20 protein-coding genes are annotated in these 21,106 nt (G+C 72.9%); 14 read left to right on the forward strand and 6 right to left on the reverse strand.

What is annotated here, in order from left to right; all coding sequences use genetic code 11:
• Window positions 1–58: 58 nt before the first annotated feature.
• Window positions 59–865, forward strand: a complete 807-nt coding sequence (locus ACF053_RS05855) for an RDD family protein (protein WP_391952720.1) — start codon at window positions 59–61, stop codon at window positions 863–865.
• Here ACF053_RS05855 and ACF053_RS05860 read toward each other — a convergent pair.
• Window positions 851–1,099 (reverse strand): hypothetical protein, encoded by a 249-nt coding sequence (locus ACF053_RS05860; RefSeq protein ID WP_391952721.1) that lies wholly within the window; start codon window positions 1,097–1,099, stop codon window positions 851–853. The genes ACF053_RS05855 and ACF053_RS05860 overlap by 15 nt on opposite strands.
• Window positions 1,100–1,583: 484 nt before the next feature.
• Here ACF053_RS05860 and ACF053_RS05865 point away from each other — a divergent pair, with 484 nt between their 5' ends.
• The 3 genes from ACF053_RS05865 (at window position 1,584) to ACF053_RS05875 (ending at window position 6,956) form a co-directional block, all read left to right on the forward strand.
• Window positions 1,584–3,914, forward strand: coding sequence for an immune inhibitor A domain-containing protein (locus ACF053_RS05865; protein ID WP_391952722.1), 2,331 nt, complete (start codon window positions 1,584–1,586; stop codon window positions 3,912–3,914).
• A gap of 179 nt (window positions 3,915–4,093) precedes the next feature.
• Window positions 4,094–6,538: an immune inhibitor A domain-containing protein gene (locus ACF053_RS05870; RefSeq protein WP_391952723.1), complete on the forward strand. Its 2,445-nt coding sequence runs from the start codon at window positions 4,094–4,096 to the stop codon at window positions 6,536–6,538.
• A 121-nt stretch (window positions 6,539–6,659) separates the two neighbouring features.
• Complete coding sequence (locus ACF053_RS05875; RefSeq protein ID WP_391952724.1) at window positions 6,660–6,956, forward strand: hypothetical protein; 297 nt, start codon at window positions 6,660–6,662, stop codon at window positions 6,954–6,956.
• A 31-nt stretch (window positions 6,957–6,987) separates the two neighbouring features.
• Here ACF053_RS05875 and ACF053_RS05880 read toward each other — a convergent pair whose 3' ends face one another.
• On the reverse strand, window positions 6,988–7,575 hold the full coding sequence (locus ACF053_RS05880; RefSeq protein WP_391952725.1) for an isochorismatase family protein: 588 nt from the start codon (window positions 7,573–7,575) through the stop codon (window positions 6,988–6,990).
• A gap of 113 nt (window positions 7,576–7,688) precedes the next feature.
• Window positions 7,689–9,023 (reverse strand): nicotinate phosphoribosyltransferase, encoded by a 1,335-nt coding sequence (locus ACF053_RS05885; RefSeq protein WP_391952726.1) that lies wholly within the window; start codon window positions 9,021–9,023, stop codon window positions 7,689–7,691.
• Window positions 9,024–9,413: 390 nt separating this feature from the next.
• Here ACF053_RS05885 and clpS point away from each other — a divergent pair, with 390 nt between their 5' ends.
• The 7 genes from clpS to ACF053_RS05920 all read left to right on the forward strand — a co-directional run bounded on the left by clpS (window position 9,414) and on the right by ACF053_RS05920 (window position 14,067).
• Window positions 9,414–9,719 carry an ATP-dependent Clp protease adapter ClpS gene (clpS, locus tag ACF053_RS05890; RefSeq protein WP_031135634.1) on the forward strand — a complete coding sequence of 102 codons (306 nt, stop codon included), beginning with the start codon at window positions 9,414–9,416 and terminating at the stop codon, window positions 9,717–9,719.
• Window positions 9,719–10,297, forward strand: a complete 579-nt coding sequence (locus ACF053_RS05895; protein ID WP_391952727.1) for a DUF2017 domain-containing protein — start codon at window positions 9,719–9,721, stop codon at window positions 10,295–10,297. Before clpS ends, ACF053_RS05895 begins: the two co-directional genes overlap by 1 nt.
• Window positions 10,298–10,575: 278 nt before the next feature.
• Window positions 10,576–11,991: an amino acid permease gene (locus tag ACF053_RS05900; RefSeq protein ID WP_391952728.1), complete on the forward strand. Its 1,416-nt coding sequence runs from the start codon at window positions 10,576–10,578 to the stop codon at window positions 11,989–11,991.
• Between the two features lie 79 nt (window positions 11,992–12,070).
• Entirely contained in the window at window positions 12,071–12,493 is a 423-nt protein-coding gene (locus tag ACF053_RS05905; protein WP_391952729.1) for a Mov34/MPN/PAD-1 family protein, read from the forward strand.
• Window positions 12,494–12,593: 100 nt separating this feature from the next.
• The gene (locus ACF053_RS05910) at window positions 12,594–12,710 is read left to right on the forward strand and encodes a putative leader peptide (RefSeq protein WP_328517154.1); all 117 of its coding nucleotides are present in this window, start codon (window positions 12,594–12,596) and stop codon (window positions 12,708–12,710) included.
• Between the two features lie 119 nt (window positions 12,711–12,829).
• Window positions 12,830–13,117: a MoaD/ThiS family protein gene (locus ACF053_RS05915; RefSeq protein WP_058945482.1), complete on the forward strand. Its 288-nt coding sequence runs from the start codon at window positions 12,830–12,832 to the stop codon at window positions 13,115–13,117.
• Window positions 13,117–14,067: a PLP-dependent cysteine synthase family protein gene (locus tag ACF053_RS05920; protein WP_391952730.1), complete on the forward strand. Its 951-nt coding sequence runs from the start codon at window positions 13,117–13,119 to the stop codon at window positions 14,065–14,067. Before ACF053_RS05915 ends, ACF053_RS05920 begins: the two co-directional genes overlap by 1 nt.
• A 943-nt stretch (window positions 14,068–15,010) precedes the next feature.
• On the opposite strand, the gene ACF053_RS05925 is transcribed toward ACF053_RS05920, so the two are convergent.
• Window positions 15,011–15,520 carry a type II toxin-antitoxin system PemK/MazF family toxin gene (locus tag ACF053_RS05925; RefSeq protein ID WP_391952731.1) on the reverse strand — a complete coding sequence of 170 codons (510 nt, stop codon included), beginning with the start codon at window positions 15,518–15,520 and terminating at the stop codon, window positions 15,011–15,013.
• Window positions 15,521–15,726: 206 nt separating this feature from the next.
• Between ACF053_RS05925 and ACF053_RS05930 the strand changes: the two genes are divergently transcribed.
• Window positions 15,727–16,479: an MBL fold metallo-hydrolase gene (locus ACF053_RS05930; RefSeq protein ID WP_391952732.1), complete on the forward strand. Its 753-nt coding sequence runs from the start codon at window positions 15,727–15,729 to the stop codon at window positions 16,477–16,479.
• 388 nt (window positions 16,480–16,867) lie between these two features.
• Here the strand turns inward: ACF053_RS05930 and ACF053_RS05935 are convergent, their stop codons facing one another.
• Together ACF053_RS05935 and ACF053_RS05940 are read right to left on the reverse strand one after the other, a co-directional pair.
• Complete coding sequence (locus tag ACF053_RS05935; protein WP_391952733.1) at window positions 16,868–18,133, reverse strand: PTS transporter subunit EIIC; 1,266 nt, start codon at window positions 18,131–18,133, stop codon at window positions 16,868–16,870.
• A 354-nt stretch (window positions 18,134–18,487) separates the two neighbouring features.
• Window positions 18,488–19,759, reverse strand: coding sequence for a PTS transporter subunit EIIC (locus ACF053_RS05940; RefSeq protein ID WP_391952734.1), 1,272 nt, complete (start codon window positions 19,757–19,759; stop codon window positions 18,488–18,490).
• A gap of 140 nt (window positions 19,760–19,899) precedes the next feature.
• Between ACF053_RS05940 and ACF053_RS05945 the strand changes: the two genes are divergently transcribed.
• Window positions 19,900–20,193 carry a glucose PTS transporter subunit EIIB gene (locus ACF053_RS05945; RefSeq protein ID WP_391952735.1) on the forward strand — a complete coding sequence of 98 codons (294 nt, stop codon included), beginning with the start codon at window positions 19,900–19,902 and terminating at the stop codon, window positions 20,191–20,193.
• A gap of 156 nt (window positions 20,194–20,349) precedes the next feature.
• Window positions 20,350–21,081: a ribonuclease PH gene (gene rph, locus ACF053_RS05950; protein WP_391952736.1), complete on the forward strand. Its 732-nt coding sequence runs from the start codon at window positions 20,350–20,352 to the stop codon at window positions 21,079–21,081.
• Window positions 21,082–21,106 lie beyond the last annotated feature (25 nt).

Raw genomic sequence — 21,106 nt, forward strand, 5'->3', positions numbered from 1 at the left:
TCCCCCGAACGGCACGCGACCGGATGCGGCCCCGGTCGCGGCGGGATGCACTGCCCCCATGAGCCACGAACCGCCGACGCCCGGTCAGCCGCCCGAGGACGACCCGTTCCGCAAGCGCCCGCAGGAGCCGTCAGAGCCCCCGCAGGGCGGCGGCACCCCGCCTCCGCCGCCCCCGCCGGGCGGTGAGGGCCCCTACCCGGGCGGCCCGCCCGGCGGTGGCGATCCGTACGGCGGTGGCCCCTACGGATCGCCGCCGCCCCCCGGTGGGGGCGGGCCCTACGGATCGCCCCCGCCCGGTGGTGGCGGACCTTATGGTGGCGGGCCCTATGGCGGAGGCCCGTACGGCGGCGGCCCCCATGGTTACGGCGGAGCCGACCCGCTCGGCGGGATGCCGCCCCTCGCCGAGACCGGCAAGCGGGTGCTCGCGCGCCTCGTCGACTGGTTGGTCATCGCGGTGCCGTTGGCCATCCTCGGCATCCCGTTCGGCGTCTACGACCGGGTGAACGAGGACTCCGGCGACTTCGGCGCCGTGTGGACCGCGAGCGCGGAGGGCGGACAGTGGGCCTTCCAACTCATCACCCTGGTGGCGTACATCGCCTACGACACCCTCATGACGGCCAAGGCGAACGGGCAGACGCTCGGCAAGCGGATGACGGGCCTGCGCGTCGCCATGCTGAACGACGGGACCACTCCGCCGACCAGCGCCGCGCTCATGCGGGCGCTGGTGCTCTGGCTGCCCGCCCTGATCTGCTGCGCGTGCCTGTGGCCGCTCCTGCTGCTCATCCTGATCCTCGTGGACAAGCCCTACAAGCAGGGCCTCCACGACAAGGCGGCCAGGACCGTGGTGGTGTCAGCGACGCAGTGACGGCTGCCGGTCGGGCGCCGCGGCGGGCGTCGGCGCCGCCCCGGCCCCCCGGCCCCGGCCGCGCGCCCGGGCCGGCGCGCCCAGGGCCACCCGCACGCCGAGGAGCAGCGCGACCGTCCCGACCAGGGCGGTCCAGGCGCCCTCGGCCGCGGGGAACAGCAGGAGCAGGACGACGGTGGAGCAGACCACAGTGGCCGAACCGTAGGCGAGCCGTACGGCGGTCGGACGCGGCATGGCGGTGTTCCGTCCTCGTGGTGGAGTTCGCGGCGCGGTCGCACAGGTGGACGACCCTACGACGCTGGATGCCCGGGCGGGACCGTCGGTAAGCGTGACCTGACCCACCGTGCGGAGCACGGGGGGCGCACCGGTTCACGGGAGCACAGGGGAGGACATGCAGGGGATGTCGCGCACGTTACGCGGGTGGAGCGTCGCCTCCGCCGTACTCGCCGCCCTCGTCGCGGCCGCCGCGCCGGCCGCCCACGCCGCGCCGCGCGCAGGGACCCCCGCCCCGCCCGCGACCGCCTCCGCCCCGCCCCCGCCCGCGACCGCCTCCGCCCCACCCGCGACCGCCTCCGCCCCGCCTGCGGGCGCCGCCGTGCCACCCGCCGGCCCGCTGTCCCCCGGGCGGCCACCGACGGCCACGCCAGCCCCAGCAGGGCCCGCCCCACCACCGCCCGCACCGCCCGCCGCCCCCGCCCCGCCGCCCGCGGCGGCGCCGGTGCCCGCGCGGGGTCCGGGGGACGGGCACGTCATCGACGGCCCGTACAGCGCCGTGACGCGGCTGCACCGCCAGGCCGCGCTGGAGCAGGTCCTCACGGGGCGGGCCACGGCCGAGCGGCGGGGCGCCTCCCGCGTGGTGCGGCTGGGCGACGGCAAGTACGCGGAGCTGGGCCGCGAGCGGACGGACCGGATCCTCACCGTCCTCGTCGAGTTCGGCGACGAGGTGGACGACACCACCCTGTACGACCCGGACGGGCCCCGCGGCCCCAAGCCGCCCGTCGTGAAGTACGGTGGCACGCCCGGCCCCCGGCACAACGAGATACCGCGGCCGGACCGCACCCGGGACAACTCCACCGACTGGCGCCCCGACTACGACCGCGCGCACTACCAGCGGCTCTACTTCGGCGAGGGTCCCGGCACCGAGTCGCTCCGGACGTACTACGAGAAGGTCTCGGCGGGCCGCTACTCGGTGGAGGGCGAGGTCTCGGACTGGGTCCGCGTCCCGTACAACGAGGCCCGCTACGGCTCGAACTACTGCGGCGCCCACAACTGCCCCAACGTCGAGGACCTCGTGCGGGACGCCGTCGCCGCCTGGGTGGCGGGGCTGCGGCGGGACGGCTGGACGGAGGAGCGGATCGCCGCGCACGTGGCGACGTTCGACGTGTGGGACCGCACGGACCACGACGGCGACGGCGACTTCGACGAACCGGACGGCTACGTCGACCACTTCCAGCTGGTCCACGCCGGCGAGGACGGATCGGCGGGCGGCGGCGCCCAGGGCGGCGACGCGCTGTGGGCGCACCGGGGCTACGCGTACGGCCACGACGACGGCGAGACCGGGCCCGCGCGGTTCCGGGCGGGCGGGGTGCGCGTGGGGGGCACCGACGTCTGGGTCGGCGACTACACGATGCAGCCGGAGAACGGCGGCCTCGGCGTCTTCGCCCACGAGTACGCGCACGACCTCGGCCTGCCCGACCTGTACGACACCAACAACGTGCCCGGCGCGGAGAACTCCGTCGGGTTCTGGTCGCTGATGGCGTCCGGGTCCTGGCTGGGCACCGGCGGTGACGCGATCGGCGACCTGCCCGGCGACATGACGGCCTGGGACCGGCTGCAGCTGGGCTGGCTCACCTACGAGAAGGCGGCGGCGGCCACGCCGTCCCTGCACCACCTGGGCGCCTCCGCGCACGGCACGGGCCGGCCGCAGGCGCTCGTCGTGGAGCTCCCGCGCAGGACGGTCACCACGCCGGTGGTGCGGCCGGCGGCCGGCGCGCGGCAGTGGTGGAGCGGCCAGGGCGACAACCTCTCGCAGACCCTGACCCGCACGCTCGACCTGCGGGACGGCACCCGGGCGTCGCTGGAGCTGGACGGCTGGTGGGACATCGAGAAGGGGTACGACTTCCTGTACGCGCAGGTCTCCGTGGACGGCGGCGCCGCCTGGCGGACCCTCGACGGCACCGCCGACGGCGAGGCGCTCCCGCGCGACGGCGGCGGCAGGCCGGCCCTCACCGGCGCGTCCCGCACCCACCGCAGGCTGGTCTACCCGCTGGACGCGTACGCGGGGCGGGAGGTCGCGCTGCGCTTCCGGTACCGGACGGACGGGGGCGTGGCGGGGCGGGGCTTCACGGCGGACGGCATCACCGTGCGGGTGGACGGCGAGGTGGTCCTCACCGACGGGGCGGAGGACGCCCCCGGCGGGGGCGGGACCGGCGGGGACGGTCCCGACGGTGCGGGCGGCGGGGACGGCTCCGGGTGGCAGGCGCGCGGCTTCACGCGTGTCGGAGCGTCGGTGACCGGCGCGTACCCGCGGTTCTACCTGGTGGAGAACCGCCAGTACGCGGGCTTCGGGCGGACGTTGGAGGCGGGCCCGTACCACTTCGGCTTCGCGGCGCCGCTGGAGCGCAGGGTGGAGCACTACGCGTACCGGCCGGGGCTGCTGGTGTGGCAGTGGGACACCTCGCAGCGGGACAACAACGTCAGCGACCACCCGGGGGAGGGGCTGCTGCTCCCGGTCGACGCGCACCCGGAGCCGATGCGGTGGGCGGACGGGTCGCCGATGCCGAACCAGGTGACCCCGTACGACGCCGCGTTCGGGCCGTGGCCGGTGCCCGGTTTCACGCTGCACAAGGCCGGCGCACCGACGCGCATCCCACCGCACCGGGGCAACCGGGTGTTCGACGACCGTACGGGCGTCTACTGGTTCGACGAGAGCCCCTACGCCAGTGTGCGGACGGTGGACACCAACACCCGGATCGATGTGGTCGCGCAGTCGCCCAGCGGCTCGTGGATGACGGTCCGGGTGGGCCCCTCCACCCCGTCGACCGGCTGATTCCCGCGTCCGCTATACGGATCGGGGTGTCCACATAGGGCACTTGGCCTGTGCAAGTCAAGACTGTCTTTTCTCGCGTAAGTCCGGTCGAATGTCGTCACTTGTGGCGCGACACCGCACGCGGATAAACACGTGACCCCCCATCCGCGGCTGCGGTGCGCAGGGGAGGAAACGTACAAGTGACCAGCAGACGACGGGCGTTCCGCGCCTCCGCGGTGATCGTGGCCCTGGCCGCGACCGCCGCGACCGCCGGGGCCCTCACCACGGCCCAGGCCGACAACCGCCCGGACACGGGCATCGAGCGCCACGACCCCGCGCCGGGCGCGGACCATGGCCACGGCCATGGCCACGACAAGGCCGCCGGTGTCGACCACGACCTCGAAGGCCCCTTCAGCAAGCAGCAGGACAAGGAGCGCCAAGCCGCCCTGGAGCAGGTGCTCTCCGGCGAGTCCACGGTGGAGCGCCGCGGCGCCTCCAAGGTCGTGAAGCTCGACGCCAAGAAGTACGTCGAGCTCGGCCGCGAGAAGACCGACAAGATCTTCACCATCCTCGTCGAGTTCGGCGACAAGGTCGACAACGAGACGCTGGTCGACCGCAAGGACGACGACACCGACGAGCTGAAGCCGAAGTTCGGCGGCACGCCCGGTCCGCTGCACAACCGGATAGCCAAGCCGGACCGCACGAAGGACAACTCCACCGCCTGGCAGCCCGACTACGACCGGAAGCACTTCCAGGACCTGTACTTCGGCACCGGCAAGGACGCCAAGGGCAAGCAGAAGCACTCGCTCAAGACCTACTACGAGCGCACCTCGTCCGGCCGCTACTCGGTCGACGGCACCGTCTCGGACTGGGTCAAGGTCGAGTACAACGAGGCCCGCTACGGCTCCAACTACTGCGGCCAGACCAACTGCTCCAACGTCTGGGACGCCGTCCGCGACGGCGTGACCGCGTGGGCCGCCGACCAGAAGGCCAAGGGCCAGACCGACGCCCAGATCAAGGCCCAGCTGGCGCAGTACGACCAGTGGGACCGGTACGACTTCGACGGCGACGGCAACTTCAACGAGGCCGACGGCTACATCGACCACTTCCAGATCGTCCACGCGGGCGAGGACGAGTCGGCCGGCGGCGGCGCCGAGGGCACCAACGCCCTGTGGGCCCACCGCTGGTACGCCTACGGCACCGACGCCGGCAAGACCGGCCCGGCGAACAACAAGGCCGGCGGCACCCAGATCGGCAACACCGGCATCTGGGTCGGCGACTACACGATGCAGCCCGAGAACGGCGGCCTCGGCGTCTTCGCCCACGAGTACGGCCACGACCTCGGCCTGCCGGACCTGTACGACACCTCCGGCCGCGCCGGCGCCGAGAACTCCACGGGCTTCTGGTCCCTGATGTCCTCCGGCTCCTGGCTGGGCACCGGCAAGGACGCCATCGGCGACATGCCGGGCGACATGACCGCCTGGGACAAGCTGCAGCTGGGCTGGCTCAACTACGAGAAGGCCAAGGCCGCCACCCCGTCCCGCCACAAGCTCGGCGTCGCGGAGTACAACACCAAGAACCCGCAGGCGCTCGTCGTCGAGCTGCCGAAGAAGAAGGTCACCACCCCGATCGTCAAGCCCGCCCAGGGCGCCACCCAGTGGTGGAGCAACATGGGTGACGACCTCAAGAACACCCTCAGCCGCTCCGTCGACCTGACGGGCAAGTCGAAGGCCGCCCTGACCCTCGACGGCTGGTGGGACATCGAGGAGGAGTACGACTACCTCTACGCCGAGGTCTCCACGGACGGCGGCGCGCAGTGGACCGCCCTCGACGGCACCGCCGACGGCGCCCCGATCACCAAGGACGCCGGCGGCGCCACCGCCCTGACCGGTGTCTCCGGGGCCTTCAAGAAGCTGGCCTACCCGCTCGACGCGTACGCCGGCAAGAAGATCGACGTCCGCTTCCGCTACCAGACGGACGGCGGCGTCGCGCAGAAGGGCTTCGCGGCGGACAACATCGCCGTGACCGCCGACGGCGCGCCGCTCTTCGCGGACGACGCCGAGACCGAGGTCGCCGGCTGGGCGTCCAAGGGCTTCTCCCGCATCGGCGAGGCCATCACGGACGAGTACCCGCAGTACTACCTCGCCGAGAACCGCCAGTACGTCTCGTACGACGCGACCCTGGAGGTCGGCCCGTACAACTTCGGCTTCGGCGGCGACAAGGCCAGCTGGGTGGAGCACTACCCGTACCAGACCGGTCTGCTGATCTGGAAGTGGGACACCTCCCAGAAGGACAACAACACGGCCGTCCACCCCGGTGAGGGCATGGTCCTCCCGATCGACGCCCACGCCACGCCGCTGACCTGGAAGGACGGGACGCTGATGCGCAACCGCGTGCAGTCGCACGACGCGCCGTTCAGCCGCTTCCGCACCGACCGGATCACCCTGCACAACGCGGACGTGCCGCAGCGCATCGGCGGCCTCGCGGGCAACCCGGTCTTCGACGACCGCAAGGGCGTCTACTGGTTCGAGACCAACCCGCGCGCCGGCGTCAAGGTGACCGACACCAACACCCGGATCGCGATCACCGACCAGCCGCGCAACGGCCGGACGATCAGCGTCCAGGTCGGCCCGTCGAGCAAGTGAGTCGATAGACCGCAGGTCAACGCATGATCGGCCGTCGCCCCCTGGCGGGCGGCGGCCGATCGTGTTTAGGTGCAGCTGACCGGTTTCTCATGACCCACAGCTCGACGGGGGAGCGTTCGACATGCCCGGTGGTGGTTTCTGCAGGTTGCCCGGCGGCAACATGGTGGTCGCGCTGAGCCTGCCCCACCCGGCCGGCGACGGCGACGTCCGGATACTCGTCCACGCCGCCAACCGCCCCCGAGCCCTGACCCGCCTGCGCAACCTCGGACTGCGGGCCCACCTGCGCGGCAACACCCACCCGCCGACGCCCGACGAGATCACGGCGGTCCTGCACCACCCGGACGGGCTGCTGTGGCGCACCGCCCCCGGCCGCGACCAGGACCTCTGGCGCCCCATCCGCGCCCTGCTGCGCCCCTGACCGCCCGGCGGGCCCAGGCGGCCGGACGGGCTCAGACCACCGGCTTGCCGGTCAGTTCCACACCCGCCGCGCGCAGCTCCTCCAGGGCCTTCTCCGTGGTCGCCGCGGCGACGCCGGCCGTCAGGTCGAGCAGCACCTGCGTACGGAACCCCTCGGCGACGGCGTCCAGGGCGGTCGCGCGCACACAGTGGTCGGTGGCGATGCCCACCACGTCCACCTCGGTCACGCCGTGGGCGCGCAGCCAGTCGGCGAGGCGGACGCCGTTCTCGTCGCTGCCCTCGAAACCGCTGTACGCGGCGGAGTACGCCCCCTTGTCGAAGACGGCCTCGACGGCGCCCGAGGCGACGGCGGGTGCGAAGTTCGGGTGGAAGCCGACGCCCTCCGTCCCGGCCACGCAGTGCGGCGGCCACGAGCGGACGAAGTCGGGGGCGGTGGAGAAGTGGTCCCCGGGCTCGACGTGGTGGTCCCGGGTGGCGACCACGTGCCGGTACACCACCCCGGCGGTCTCGCCCACCAGGTCCGTGACGGCGGCGGCGACGTCCGCACCCCCCGCCACCGCGAGGCTGCCGCCCTCACAGAAGTCGTTCTGAACGTCGACGACGATCAATGCGCGGTGCATGGCGGTTGTCCTTACGGTGGGGGAGCGGTCGGGGGACGGGGGTGGGGAAGACTTCGAGCGTAGAGACTTCCCCTCCCCGAGGGGAGGGGGCCCGCCCACCCGCCCTGCGGCGGTCACGGCGTCACGTACTCCGTCGGCAGGACGGCCTCGCCGCGCGACAGCTGCACCGCCGACAGCGGCAGGCCCGCCCGAGCGGCGATGTGCCGCTCGCGCGCCGCTTCCAGCGGCTCGCGGCCGACGACCTTCCCGGCCTCGACCAGCGGCGTCAGCAGCTGCCGTCCGGCCAGCTCCGCCGGCACCTCGCCGGTGCCCACGACCTCCGCCTCCGCGACGCCGTGCGCGTCCAGCCGCCGGGCCGCCCACTTGCGGCCGCCGACCGACGCCTTCCCGCCGAGGGACCGCTTGGCGACCGGCCGCAGCGGCGCCGCCGGGTCGGCCGAGTCGGCGCGGGCGACCAGCTTGTAGACCATCGACGCGGTCGGGTGGCCGCTGCCGGTCACCAGCTGCGTCCCGACGCCGTACGCGTCGACCGGCGCCGCCGCCAGCGAGGCGATGGCGTACTCGTCGAGGTCCGACGTGACGACGATCCGCGTGTCGCGCGCGCCCAGCTCGTCCAGCTGCTCACGCACCCGGTGCGCCACCAGCAGCAGGTCGCCGGAGTCGATGCGGACCGCGCCGAGCTCCGGCCCGGCGACCTCCACGGCCGTCCGGACGGCCTCCGTGACGTCGTAGGTGTCGACGAGCAGGGTGGTGCCCCGCCCCAGCGCGTCCACCTGCACGAGGAACGCGTCCCGCTCCGTGTCGTGCAGCAGGATGAAGGCGTGCGCGGAGGTGCCCACCGTCGGGATGCCGTAGCGGAAGCCGGCCGCCAGGTCGGACGTCGAGTCGAAGCCGCCGACGTACGCGGCGCGGGCCGCCGCGACCGCGGCGAGCTCGTGGGTGCGCCGGGCGCCCATCTCGATCAGCCCGCGCCCGCCGGCCGCGGCCGACATGCGGGAGGCCGCGGCGGCGATCGCCGAGTCGTGGTTGAGGATCGACAGGACCACCGTCTCCAGGAGCACGCACTCGGCGAAGGAGCCCTCGACGCGCAGGATCGGCGACCCGGGGAAGTACACCTCGCCCTCGGGGTAGCCCCACACGTCGCCGCGGAAGCGGTACTCCGCCAGCCAGGCGAGGGTCGCCTCGTCCACGATGCCCCGCTCGCGCAGGAAGGCCAGCTGGGGCTCGTCGAAGCGGAAGTTCTCCACCGCGTCCAGGACGCGGCCGGTGCCGGCCACGACCCCGTAGCGCCGGCCCTCGGGGAGGCGGCGGGTGAAGACCTCGAAGACCGAGCGGCGGTCGGCGGTACCGCCCCGCAGGGCGGCCTGGAGCATGGTCAGTTCGTACTGGTCGGTGAAGAGCGCGGTGGACGGCACAGCCACCGGAAGTCCTAGGTCCGCAGCGTTCATGCCAGGATCGTACCCCCGATCTCGTCAGAGTGACGATTTCTCGTCCGGCGGGTGCGACGCCCCCGGTCGCCGGTCCCCCGTGACGGGGTCCCGCGCCCGCGGCGGCCCGGCGGACGCACGGCGGACCGGGCGGACCCGAGCGGGCACGGCCGGACCCGAGCGGGGCGCGCAGGCGCGAGCGGGCACGGGCCCACGGCGGGCGGGCGGCGGACCGGCGCGGACGTACGCGGCCGCGGTGCGGTGGCGGGCCCGGCCGGGGTGTGGCGGCGGCCGGACCGCGGCGCGATGGGGCGCGGCGGCGGGTGCGACGGTGGCGCGGCGACGGGGTGGGAAGCGGACGGTCGGCTTCCGTTTGTGCGGCACGCCACCCTCGGTGGCAGCATTGGGGGAGTGAGTGTCGCACCCGTAGAGATCGAACGCACGGCCCCGGCGGAAGAGGGCCACGCCGTGGCGGAACCCGACGTCCCGTGGGTGACGATCGTCCACAATGACCCGGTCAATCTGATGAGCTACGTGACCTACGTCTTCCAGACGTACTTCGGTTACTCCAAGGACAAGGCGCACAAGCTGATGCTCGACGTGCACCACAAGGGCCGGGCCGTGGTCTCCAGCGGTACGCGCGAGGAGATGGAGCGCGACGTGCAGGCGATGCACGGCTACGGGCTGTGGGCGACGCTCTCCCAGGACCGCGGCTGATGAGCGGGCACTTCGAGGCGCTGCCCGGCGGCGGCGCGGCCGTTCCGCTGGACGAGGTGGAGGTCGCCATCCTGCGCTCCCTCGCCGTCCAGATGCTGGAGCTGATCGGCCCCGGCGACGAGCCCGCGCAGGGCGAGGACCCCCTCGCCGCCCTCTTCCGCGACGGCCCCAGCAAGCCTCCGTCCGACCCGGCGCTGGCCCGTCTCTTCCCCGAGGCGTACGGCGACGGCGACGACGAGGCGCGGGCGGCGTCCGCCGAGTTCCGCCGCTTCACCGAGAACGACCTGCGCACCCGCAAGCGGGAGGACGCGCTCACCGTCGTCCGCAGCCTCGACCGCCTGACCGCCGCCGGCGGCCCCGGCGGCCGGTTGGAGCTCGACGTCGAGGAGTCCCGCAGCTGGCTCGGCGCGCTCAACGACCTCCGCCTCACCATCGGCACGCGCCTGGAGGTCGGCGACGAGGACGAGGGCAGCGGTCTGTACCGCCTGCCGGACTCCGACCCGCGCAAGCCGATGGTGATGGCGTACCTGTGGCTGGGCGCACTCCAGGAGACGCTCGTCGAGACGCTCATGCCGTAACGGGCCAGCACCGTGTTCGCTCAGCGGACGCTCAATTCCGTATAACGATCCGCCCAAGAATCAGCGCCCTTTTCGCCAAGAGGGGCGGGGATTCGTCCTGATTTCGCCGTGACCCGGGTCACAGAGCACTTCGCCCCATATGTGTGCGGCCGTGATACATCTGCACGACCGCCCGGGTGCGCCACCCATGTGCCCGGGGGCGCCGCGACCGGCCGACCGCCGGCGGCACTCCAGCCATGTCCGGGGGGATCAGCGTGGAGAAAGGCGCACAGAAGAACATGACCTCAGTGAAGGTCGAGACAGACCACCACGGCGACGAGGCCGTCGGCGAGGGCTACCAGCGGGGCCTCGGCGCCCGGCAGATCCAGATGATCGCCATCGGCGGGGCCATCGGCACGGGCCTCTTCCTCGGCGCGGGCAAGGCCATCTCCAAGGCCGGCCCGAGCCTCATCCTGGCGTACGCGCTCGCCGGCCTCGTCATCTTCTTCATCATGCGGGCCCTGGGCGAGCTGCTCATGTACCGCCCGGTGTCGGGCTCCTTCGCGGAGTACGCCCGCGAGTTCGTCGGCCCCTTCGCCGGCTTCGTCACCGGCTGGACGTACTGGCTCTTCTGGGTCGTCACCGGCATCACCGAGGTCACCGCGGCCGCCACGTACATGACGTACTGGTGGAACATCCCGCAGTGGGTCTCTGCGCTGGTCTTCACGGTCATCCTGTACGGCGCGAACCTCATCTCCGTGAAGCTCTTCGGCGAGCTGGAGTTCTGGTTCTCGATGGTCAAGGTCACCGCCATCGTCGGCATGATCCTGATCTGCGCCGGCATCCTCACCATCGGCTTCTCCGACGCCGGTGACACCGCGTCCATGTCCCTGCTCTGGTCCGAGGGCGGCTTCTTCCCGAAGGGCGTCGGCGGCACGCTGATGACCCTGCAGATCGTGATGTTCGCCTTCCTCGCGGTCGAGCTGGTCGGCGTCACCGCCGGCGAGTCGAAGGACCCGAAGGTCACCCTGCCGAAGGCCATCAACACCGTCCCGTGGCGCATCGCGGTCTTCTACGTCGGCGCGCTGATCATGATCCTTTCGGTCGTGCCGTGGACGCACTTCAAGCCGGGCGTCTCGCCGTTCGTCGCGGCCTTCGAGCAGATGGGCCTCGGCATCGGCGCCGCGATCGTGAACTTCGTGGTGCTGACCGCGGCCCTGTCCTCCTGCAACTCGGGCATGTACTCCACCGGCCGGATGCTGCGCGACCTCGCGCTCAACGGCCAGGGCCCGAAGGTCTTCACCCGGCTGACGAAGTCCGGCGCCCCGCTGATCGGCCTCACCTTCTCGGCGACGCTGATGCTCGTGGGTGTCTGGATCAACTACGTCGCCCCCGGCAAGGCCTTCGAGTACGTCGTCTCCTTCGCCACCATCTCCGGCATGTGGGCCTGGATCATGATCCTGGTCTCCCAGATCCGCTACCGGGCCGCCGTCCGGCGCGGCGAGGCCCCGGAGTCGGAGTTCAAGGCCCCCGGAGCGCCGTTCACCAGCTGGTTCGCCCTGCTGTTCATCGGCATGGTCATCGTGATGATGGGCATCGACGAGGGCGCGCGGGTCTCCCTGTACTGCGCCCCGCTGTGGGCCCTGCTGCTCGGCGTCTCCTACCTGGTCCTGAAGTCCCGGAACCCGGAGAGCGCCTCCTTCAAGCGCCGCTGACCGGCGCCGCCGTCCAGCATGTGGGCCCGTCCGTACCGACCCTCGGTACGGACGGGCCCACATGCTTATCCTGAACCCCATGCTGACCATCACACGGGCTCTGTACGACCAGATCGTCGCGCACGCGCGCGCCGACCACCCGGACGAGGCCTGCGGCGTGGTCGCCGGCCCGGCCGGCTCCGGACGCCCCGAGCGCTTCGTCCCGATGCTCAACGCCGCCCGCTCGCCCACCTTCTACGAGTTCGACTCCGGCGACCTGCTGAAGCTCTACCGCGACATGGACGACCGCGACGAGGAGCCCGTCGTGATCTACCACTCGCACACCGCCACCGAGGCGTACCCGTCCCGCACCGACGTCTCGTACGCCAACGAGCCCGGGGCCCACTACGTCCTCGTCTCCACCGCCGACACCGACGGCGCGGGTCCCTTCCAGTTCCGCTCGTACCGCATCGTGGACGGCGAGATCACCGAGGAAGACGTCGAGGTCGTCGAAACGTACTGACCTGCGCCTCCCCCCGCCATGTTCCGCCTGGCGAGCGGTCCCTGTCCGGAATGCGAGATCACACTCCGGGCGGAGGGCCGGGAATCGATACGATGAGCGCATGGTTCTCCTCGACGTGAGCGAAAAGACGCCGGGCACCGTCCTGCTCGTCGCGCGGCTGCACGTCGACCTGTGCCGCCTCGCCAGCGCCATGTGTCCCCGCGGCGCTGCCGCCTGAGACGCGGCCCCCCCCCGCGCACCACCCCTCCCGCACGCGCGCACCGCCCGCGCCCGCTTCCGGGCGCGCGGTGCGACCTGCCCCCGCACGTCCGAGCCCCTTTCCCTCCAGGAGTCCCCATGGCCATCGAGGTCCGCATCCCGACCATCCTCCGCACCTACACCGACGGCGCCAAGGCCGTCGAGGGCAGCGGGGAGACCCTCGCCGAGCTGTTCGCCGACCTCGAGTCCCGCCACACGGGCATCCAGGAGCGCATCGTCGACCGGTCCGCCGGCGGCGAGCTGCGCCGCTTCGTGAACGTGTACCTCAACGACGAGGACGTCCGCTTCCTCGACGGCATCTCCACCAAGCTGGCCGACGGCGACAACGTCACGATCCTCCCGGCCGTGGCCGGCGGCATGCGCTGATGCGCTACGACAGCCCCCTCGCCGCCGTCGGGAACACCCCGCTGGTCCGCCTGCCGCGCCTGTCCCCGTCGGACGACGTCCGCATCTGGGCCAAGCTGGAGGACCGCAACCCCACGGGCTCCGTCAAGGACCGGCCGGCCCTGCACATGATCGAGCAGGCGGAGAAGGACGGCCGTCTCACCCCGGGCTGCACCATCCTGGAGCCCACCAGCGGCAACACCGGCATCTCCCTGGCCATGGCGGCCCGCCTCAAGGGGTACCGCATCGTCTGCGTCATGCCGGAGAACACCTCGCAGGAACGGCGCGACCTGCTCACCATGTGGGGGGCGGAGATCATCCCGTCCCCCGCCGCGGGCGGCTCCAACACCGCCGTACGCGTGGCCAAGGAGCTCGCGGAGCAGAACCCCGACTGGGTGATGCTCTACCAGTACGGCAATCCGGACAACGCCGCGGCCCACTACGCCACGACCGGCCCCGAGATCCTCGCCGACCTGCCGTCGATCACCCACTTCGTCGCCGGCCTCGGCACCACCGGCACCCTCATGGGCGTCGGCCGCTACCTGCGCGAGCACAAGCCCGACGTACGCATCGTCGCCGCCGAACCGCGCTACGACGACCTGGTGTACGGGCTGCGCAACCTCGACGAGGGCTTCGTCCCCGAGCTGTACGACGCCACCGTCCTCACCACCCGCTTCTCGGTCGGCTCCGCCGACGCGGTCACCCGCACCCGGGAGCTCCTCCAGCAGGAGGGCATCTTCGCGGGCGTCTCCACGGGCGCGGCCCTGCACGCCGCGATCGGCGTCGGCCGGAAGGCCGTGAAGGCGGGCGAGGCGGCGGACATCGTCTTCGTCGTCGCGGACGGCGGCTGGAAGTACCTGTCGACGGGCGTGTACACGGCCCCGACGACGGAGGCCGCCATCGAAACCCTCCAGGGCCAGCTCTGGGCCTGACCCACCCGGCCGGGCGGGCCCCCGCCCCCTGACCGACAGTCCCCGCGGGGCGGCCACCCGCCCGACGGCGAACGCCCGACGCCCCGCCCCATCCGGGCAAGGACCGCCTGCCCGGCCGCCGGTGACGGCGCGGCCCCGGCCCCCTGCGACTCCCGCCCCGCCCGGCGACGGCATGCCCCCGGGCGCCCCCGCGAGTCCCGGCCCGCCGGCGACGGCGCGGCCCCGCGGCAACCGGCCGTCGAGGCGCGGCCCCCAGGGCCCCCTGCGGCTCCCGGCCCGTCCGGCGACGGCGTGCCCCGAGCGCCGCTGTGGCTCCAGGCCCGCGACGGCACGCCCGCGAGCGTCCCTGCGGCTCCAGGCCAGCCCGGCGACGGCACGGCCTCCTGGGCCGCTGCGGCTCCCGGCTCATGGCCTGTGCGCGTTCGTCGCGGCCGGTCCGCCGTCCCGTACACCGGGCGCCTTCCGGCCGGTCTGCGGGCGCGGCCGGTGGCGCAGTCGGGGCGGGGGTGGTCCGCCGGTTGTGGAGATCGGCTGGGCGCCTGACCACTTGGCCGGCCGGGTGCCTTCGCCGTTGTTCGTCCGCCCGGCCTGGGGAGGGATGTCCGTCCGGGCCGGCGACGGCGCCGCCTCCAGGGCCGCTGCGGCTCCCGGTCTGTCGCCCGTGCGCGGTCGTCGCGGCCGGTCTGCGGGTGCGTCTGGTGGCGCGGTGGGGGCGGGAGGCGGTGCGCCGTCCCGTGGACCGCCCTGGGGTGATCGCTGGGCGTGCAACCGCCTGGCCGGCCGGGTGCCTTCGCCGTTGTTCGTCCGCCCGGCCTGGGGAGGGGTGCCAGCCCGGGCCGGCGACGGCGCGGCGCGAGCGGCTCCCGGCCCGGGTCCGGCGCGCGGTCACCCCGGACCGCCCGCCGCCCCGCACGCGGCGCTCCGCCGGGCCCGGCCCGGGGTGTCAGTCGGTCGTCAGGTGGCGGACCTGGTCCCAGACCAGGGGGTCCACCGCGCCCACGCGGCGGCGGAACTCCCACAGGGCCACGTCACGCAGTTCGTCCGTCTCCAGGAAGCTCGGCCTGCCCCGGGTGTCGCCGACCGAGCCCGGCGGCAACACGATCACTCCGGCCCGCTCGTCCCGGTACCTGCTCGTGATCTTCGCGACGAGCGCCGCGTCCCCGCGTACCGCCAGCACCAGGCACGGCCGGTCCTTCGAGCCGGGCCCGTCCTCGTACGGCACGTCGGCCCACCAGATCTCGCCCGGCTCCGGCCGCCGCCCGGGCGGCGCCTGGCCCGACCGCCGGGGCCCGGCGGGACGGCCCGCCGGCCGGCGCCCCGGCCGCGCCGGGGGCCGCGTGCTCCCGCCCGGCCGCCGCCCGCGCGGCCCGCCCCGTCCGCGCCCGTCGGCGGAGGCCGCGACCAGGGCGAGCACCACGGCGGCGCCGAGCGCCAGCCACCAGGACGTGTCCATACCCCCGGACGTTACCGGCCACCGCCCCGCACCGCCCGACCGCACCCCGGCCACCGTCCATCCGAACCGGTGACAGCACGGGTGAGTTCCCCCACAACGGGCCGCTGCGGAGGAGCGTGCCGCCGTGCCGCGCCTTACGCTCGTCGCACCGCACGACCTCCCCCCGCCAGCGCTGCCCCGCTCCCGTCCACGGAGGTTCACGCTCCATGAAGCTCACCGTCGTCGGCTGTTCCGGGTCGTTCCCGTCCGTGGACTCGGCCTGCTCGAGCTACCTCGTAGAGGCCGACGGCTTCCGGCTGCTCCTCGACATGGGCAACGGCGCCCTGGGCGAGCTGCAGCGCCACTGCGGTCTGTACGACCTCGACGCCATCTTCCTCAGCCACCTCCACGCCGACCACTGCATCGACATGTGCGGGTACTTCGTCGCCCGCTACTACCGCCACGAGGGGGGCCGTTGCGACGCCCTCCCGGTGTACGCGCCGGAGGGCGCCGAGCAGCGGCTGACCACGGCGTACGCGGACACCCCGTCCCCCACGGCCATGAGCGAGGTCTTCGACTTCCGCACGCTCCGCTCCGGGAGCTTCGACATCGGCCCGTTCCGGGTGCGGACCGAGCGGGTGTGCCACCCCGTCGAGGCGTACGGCATCCGCGTCGAGCACGGCGGCACGTCCCTCGCGTACTCCGGGGACACCGGCGTGTGCGACGCCCTGGACGAGCTGGCGGCCGGCACGGACCTGTTCCTCTGCGAGGCGTCCTTCACGCACGGCAAGGAGGACATCCCCGAGCTGCACCTGAACGGCCGTGAGGCGGGCGCCACCGCCGCCCGCGCCGACGTCGGGCGCCTCGTCCTCACGCACGTCCCGCCGTGGACGGACGGCGAGCGGAACCTCGCCGACGCCCGCGCCGTGTACGGCGGTCCGGCGGAGCTGGCCCGCCCGGGCACGGTCTACGAACTCTGACGCCCCCCGGGCCCACCGGGTCCGCCGGCAGCGCCCGCAACCGCTCCGGGTCCTCGGCCGGGCCCTGCCCGGCGCCCCGCTCCGCCGCAGCCCGCGGCGCCGCCGGACCAGGTCGTACCGGCCGCCGGCCGGCTCCACCGTCGCCCGCCCTCGTACAGCCGCCCCATCAGGTGCCGGTCGTCGAACCGCGCGTCGGGCGTGCCCCGCAGCGGGGGCGCCGCCCGGGGCGCCCGGCGCCCGGCGTCCGGCGTCCGGCGTCCGGCGCCCGGGCCCGGGTCCTGGTGCGGGTCCGGGCCCGGGTCCCGGGTCCGGGTACGGCGAGGCCCGGCCGTCGGTGGGACGGCCGGGCCTCGGGGTGCGGCCGATCAGGTCGGCTCGCGGGGCGTGGCTACTTCGCCTCCGCCTTCTGCAGCTCCGCCAGCTCCTCGTCGGACTCGCGGCCCGGCGTCGGCAGGTCGAACTTGACGATCGCGAAGCGGAAGACCGCGTAGTAGAGGGCCGCGAAGCACAGGCCGACCAGGGCGAGGCCCCACGGGTTGGTGGCGATGCCCAGGTTGAGGAAGAAGTCGACCGCGCCGGCGGAGAAGCCGAAGCCGTCCTTCATGCCGAGCGCCCAGGTCAGCGCCAGCGAGACACCGGTCAGCACCGCGTGCAGGGCGTAGAGGACCGGGGCGATGAACATGAAGGTGAACTCGATCGGCTCGGTGACACCGGTGACGAACGAGGTCAGCGCGAGCGAGAACATCATGCCGCCGACGACCTTGCGGCGCTCGGGGCGGGCGCAGTGGACGATGGCGAGGCAGGCCGCCGGGAGGGCGAACATCATGATCGGGAAGAAGCCGGTCATGAACTGCCCGGCGGTCGGGTCGCCTTCGAGGAAGCGGGCGATGTCGCCGCTCTTGCCGTTGTACTCGCCTGCCTGGAACCACGGGAAGGAGTTCAGCAGGTGGTGCATGCCCACCGGGATCAGGGCGCGGTTGGCGACACCGAAGATGCCCGCGCCGACGGCGCCGGAGTTGACGAGGCTCTCACCGAACCAGTGCAGACCCGCGCCGAGCCAGGGCCAGATCAGCCCGAAGACGATGCCGGTGAGCAGACCGGCGAAGGCGGAGAGGATCGGGACGAGCCGGCGGCCGCCGAAGAAGCCCGCCCAGTCGGGCAGCTTGGTGCGGTAGAAGCGCTGGTAGAGCAGGGCCACGATGATGCCCATGACCACGCCGCCGAGCACCTTGGCGTCGACCGCCTGCTCCACCATGACGATCTTGCCGTCGACGATGGCTTCCTTCTTCGGCAGGCTGCTGTCCGTGAAGGTGCCCAGCACGCTCTTGAAGACCAGGTAACCCGTCACCGCGGCCAGGGCGGTCGACCCGTCGGACTTCTTCGCGAAGCCGATCGCGATGCCGACCGCGAAGAGCAGCGCCATGTTGTCGAGCAGCGCGCCACCGCCCGCGGCCATGTACCCTGCGATCTTGGTGATGAAGGCCGGGAACGACTCCCTGCCGAGCATGTCGGGCTGGCCGAACCGCACGAGGAGCGCGGCGGCGGGCAGCACGGCGACCGGCAGCATCAGACTGCGGCCGATGCGCTGCATGACAGCCATCGCGCCCGCGCCCTTCTTCTTCTCCGCCGCGGGGGCGGTGCTGGCCGTACTCATCTACTTCCTCCAGTGGGCAAGGCGCCGCCCGGGGAAGGAAAAAGGGGGACGGCGGCGTCTCGGGGGACGCGGCACGGGGGACGGGGCCGCGTGGTCTACACCATTGCTGGTGTAGACCTGTTGTAGCACGGTCGGGGATAGATAAGGAACCTGCAAATTCGTGACGCGTCCCCTACAGCCCGTGCGCGGTTCACGAGTCCCTGGTGAAGGCCCGCGCGAAGCCCCCGGACGGGGTGGTCCGGGGGCTTCGCGGGAGCTGTTCCGAGGGAGCCGGGAGCGCGGCCCCGGACCTCGCCCCGACCGGTGCGGCGCGCCCCGGGGGCCGGCCGGGGAGGCGCGCGCGGGCGGGGCCCGCTACGGCGCCGTCGTCCGCCGCTCGGGCTCCTCCTGCACCTCCTCCGGCTCCCGCCCCGGCGTCGGCAGGTCGAAGAACGTGATCGCGAAGCGGAAGACCACGTAGTACACCACCGCGAACCCCAGACCGATCGGCATGATCAACCACGGTTTGGTGTCCAGGTGCCAGTTCACGACGTAGTCGATCAACCCCGCCGAGAAGCTGAACCCCGCGTGCACCCCGAGCGCCCAGGTGATCACCATCGACGCGCCCGTCAGCACCGCGTGCAGCCCGTACAGCAGCGGCGCCGCGAACATGAACGAGAACTCGATCGGCTCCGTCACCCCCGTCACGAAGGACGTCAGCGCCACCGACACCATCAGCCCCGTCACCTCGTGCCGCCGCTCCGGCCGCGCCGTGTGCGCGATGGCGAGCGCGGCCGCCGGCAGGCCGAACATCATGATCGGGAAGAAGCCCGACATGAACTGCCCGGCCGTCGGGTCCTCCGCGAAGAACCGTGTCAGGTCACCCCGCACCACCGTCCCGTCCGGCTTCGTGAACTCACCCGCCTGGAACCAGAAGAACGTGTTCAGGAACTGGTGCATCCCCACCGGGATCAACAACCGGTTCGCCAGGCCGAAGATGCCCGCGCCCCACGCGCCCAGGTCGATCAGGTGCCGGGCGAACCACTCCAGCGCCACGCCGACCGGCTCCCACAGCAGCCCGAACAGCACACCGAGGACCACGCACAGGAACGCCATCTGGATCGGGACCAGCCGGCGCCCGTTGAAGAAGCCCAGCCAGTCGACCAGCTTCGTCCGGTGGTACCGCTGCCACACCACGGCCGTCAGCAGACCGATCAGGATGCCCCCCAGCACCCCCGGGTTCTGCGGCACCCCCTCCGGCAGCTCCTCCGTCACCGTCCCCTCGCGCGGGAACGCCTGGAGCACGTTGAAGTACACGAGGAAACCGACCACCGCCGCCAGCGCCGTCGACCCGTCCGCCTTCTTCGCGAACCCGATCGCCACACCGATGCAGAAGAGCAGCGGCAAGCCGAACGAACCGTCGAGGATCGCCGTACCGCCCTCCAGCAGCACGTCCGACGTCCGCTCCCAGAAGGGCCCGTCCAGATACGCCGAGAACAGGTTGCCCAGACTCACCAGCAGACCGGCCGCGGGCAGCACCGCCACCGGCAGCTGCAGGCTCCGCCCGACCTTCTGCAGCCCCTGGAACAGCCCGCTCCACCGTGACTTCCGCGGGGCGGCCGTGCCCTCCGTGCGCTCCGTGCTCATCCGCGTCCTCCCGAACAGACTGGTGTAGACCAGTTGCGATAGGCTCCCCGGAGCCCGGCCGCGGGCAGGGTGCCGGTGATCGTCATGTTCGAGGACGGAGCGGCGACTCGCCTGCGTAGATGGGCCAACCGTGAGTTACCGTGACAAACGCGGACGAACGGCGCGCCGAGACTGCGCTCTTTGAACACAGGGAGAAAGACATGGCCAGCAAGGCTGAGAAGATCGTCGCCGGGCTCGGTGGGATCGACAACATCGAAGAGGTCGAGGGCTGCATCACCCGCCTCCGCACCGAGGTCAACGACCCCGCCCTGGTCGACGAGGCCGCGCTGAAGGCCGCCGGCGCCCACGGCGTCGTCAAGATGGGCTCCGCCATCCAGGTCGTCATCGGCACCGACGCCGACCCCATCGCCGCCGAGATCGAAGACATGATGTGACCCGCCCCTGAACGGCACGGCACCTCACCGGGCCCGCCCCCGCACCGCCCACCCGGCAGTACGGAGGCGGGCCCCGTCACATCCCCCACCCCCACCCCCGCCCCGCTCCCGCCCACCCGGCACGCACCACCCCCGCCAGCCCCTAGGCTCTTCGCCATGACCCGAATCGACGGCCGCACCCCCGAACAGCTCCGCCCGGTCACCATCCACCGCGGCTGGAGCAAGCACGCCGAGGGCTCCGTCCTCATCTCCTGCGGCGACACCCGCGTCCTGTGCACCGCCTCCGTCACCGAGGGCGTCCCCCGCTGGCGCAAGGGCAGCGGCGAAGGCTGGGTCACCGCCGAGTACTCCATGCTCCCCCGCGCCACCAACACCCGCGGCGACCGCGAATCCGTCCGCGGCAAGATCGGCGGCCGCACCCACGAGATCTCCCGCCTCATCGGCCGCTCGCTGCGCGCCGTCATCGACTACAAGGCCCTCGGCGAGAACACCATCGTCCTCGACTGCGACGTCCTCCAAGCCGACGGCGGCACCCGCACCACCGCCATCACCGGCGCCTACGTCGCCCTCGCCGACGCCATCGCCTGGGCCCAGGCCAAGAAGCTCGTCAAAGCCGGCCGCAAGCCCCTCACCGGCACCGTCGCCGCCGTCTCCGTCGGCATCGTCGACGGCACCCCCCTCCTCGACCTCCGCTACGAGGAGGACGTCCGCGCCGAGACCGACATGAACGTCGTCTGCACCGGCGACGGCCGCTTCGTCGAGGTCCAGGGCACCGCCGAGGCCGAGCCCTTCGACCGCAAGGAGCTCAACGCCCTCCTCGACCTCGCCACCGGCGGCTGCGCCGACCTCGCCCTCCTCCAGCGCCAGGCACTCGACACCACCCTCTGAGCAACCACGCCGCCCCCCGGCGGCG

It is taken from the genome of Streptomyces kanasensis (assembly GCF_043077165.1).
Classification (GTDB): domain Bacteria; phylum Actinomycetota; class Actinomycetes; order Streptomycetales; family Streptomycetaceae; genus Streptomyces; species Streptomyces changanensis.

Bases quoted from the DNA above. Each gene is read 5' to 3' on its own strand.
- ACF053_RS05880 (WP_391952725.1), bottom strand. From the start codon at position 7,575: ATGCACCGCGCATTGATCGTCGTCGACGTTCAGAACGACTTCTGTGAG.
- ACF053_RS05910 (WP_328517154.1), top strand. From the start codon at position 12,594: ATGGTTCTCCTCGACGTGAGCGAAAAGACGCCGGGCACCGTCCTGCTC.
- ACF053_RS05930 (WP_391952732.1), top strand. From the start codon at position 15,727: ATGAAGCTCACCGTCGTCGGCTGTTCCGGGTCGTTCCCGTCCGTGGAC.
- ACF053_RS05920 (WP_391952730.1), top strand. From the start codon at position 13,117: ATGCGCTACGACAGCCCCCTCGCCGCCGTCGGGAACACCCCGCTGGTC.
- ACF053_RS05875 (WP_391952724.1), top strand. From the start codon at position 6,660: ATGCCCGGTGGTGGTTTCTGCAGGTTGCCCGGCGGCAACATGGTGGTC.
- ACF053_RS05905 (WP_391952729.1), top strand. From the start codon at position 12,071: ATGCTGACCATCACACGGGCTCTGTACGACCAGATCGTCGCGCACGCG.
- ACF053_RS05900 (WP_391952728.1), top strand. From the start codon at position 10,576: ATGACCTCAGTGAAGGTCGAGACAGACCACCACGGCGACGAGGCCGTC.
- ACF053_RS05925 (WP_391952731.1), bottom strand. From the start codon at position 15,520: ATGGACACGTCCTGGTGGCTGGCGCTCGGCGCCGCCGTGGTGCTCGCC.
- ACF053_RS05935 (WP_391952733.1), bottom strand. From the start codon at position 18,133: ATGAGTACGGCCAGCACCGCCCCCGCGGCGGAGAAGAAGAAGGGCGCG.
- ACF053_RS05860 (WP_391952721.1), bottom strand. From the start codon at position 1,099: ATGCCGCGTCCGACCGCCGTACGGCTCGCCTACGGTTCGGCCACTGTG.
- rph (WP_391952736.1), top strand. From the start codon at position 20,350: ATGACCCGAATCGACGGCCGCACCCCCGAACAGCTCCGCCCGGTCACC.
- ACF053_RS05885 (WP_391952726.1), bottom strand. From the start codon at position 9,023: ATGAACGCTGCGGACCTAGGACTTCCGGTGGCTGTGCCGTCCACCGCG.
- ACF053_RS05940 (WP_391952734.1), bottom strand. From the start codon at position 19,759: ATGAGCACGGAGCGCACGGAGGGCACGGCCGCCCCGCGGAAGTCACGG.
- ACF053_RS05895 (WP_391952727.1), top strand. From the start codon at position 9,719: ATGAGCGGGCACTTCGAGGCGCTGCCCGGCGGCGGCGCGGCCGTTCCG.
- ACF053_RS05915 (WP_058945482.1), top strand. From the start codon at position 12,830: ATGGCCATCGAGGTCCGCATCCCGACCATCCTCCGCACCTACACCGAC.
- ACF053_RS05855 (WP_391952720.1), top strand. From the start codon at position 59: ATGAGCCACGAACCGCCGACGCCCGGTCAGCCGCCCGAGGACGACCCG.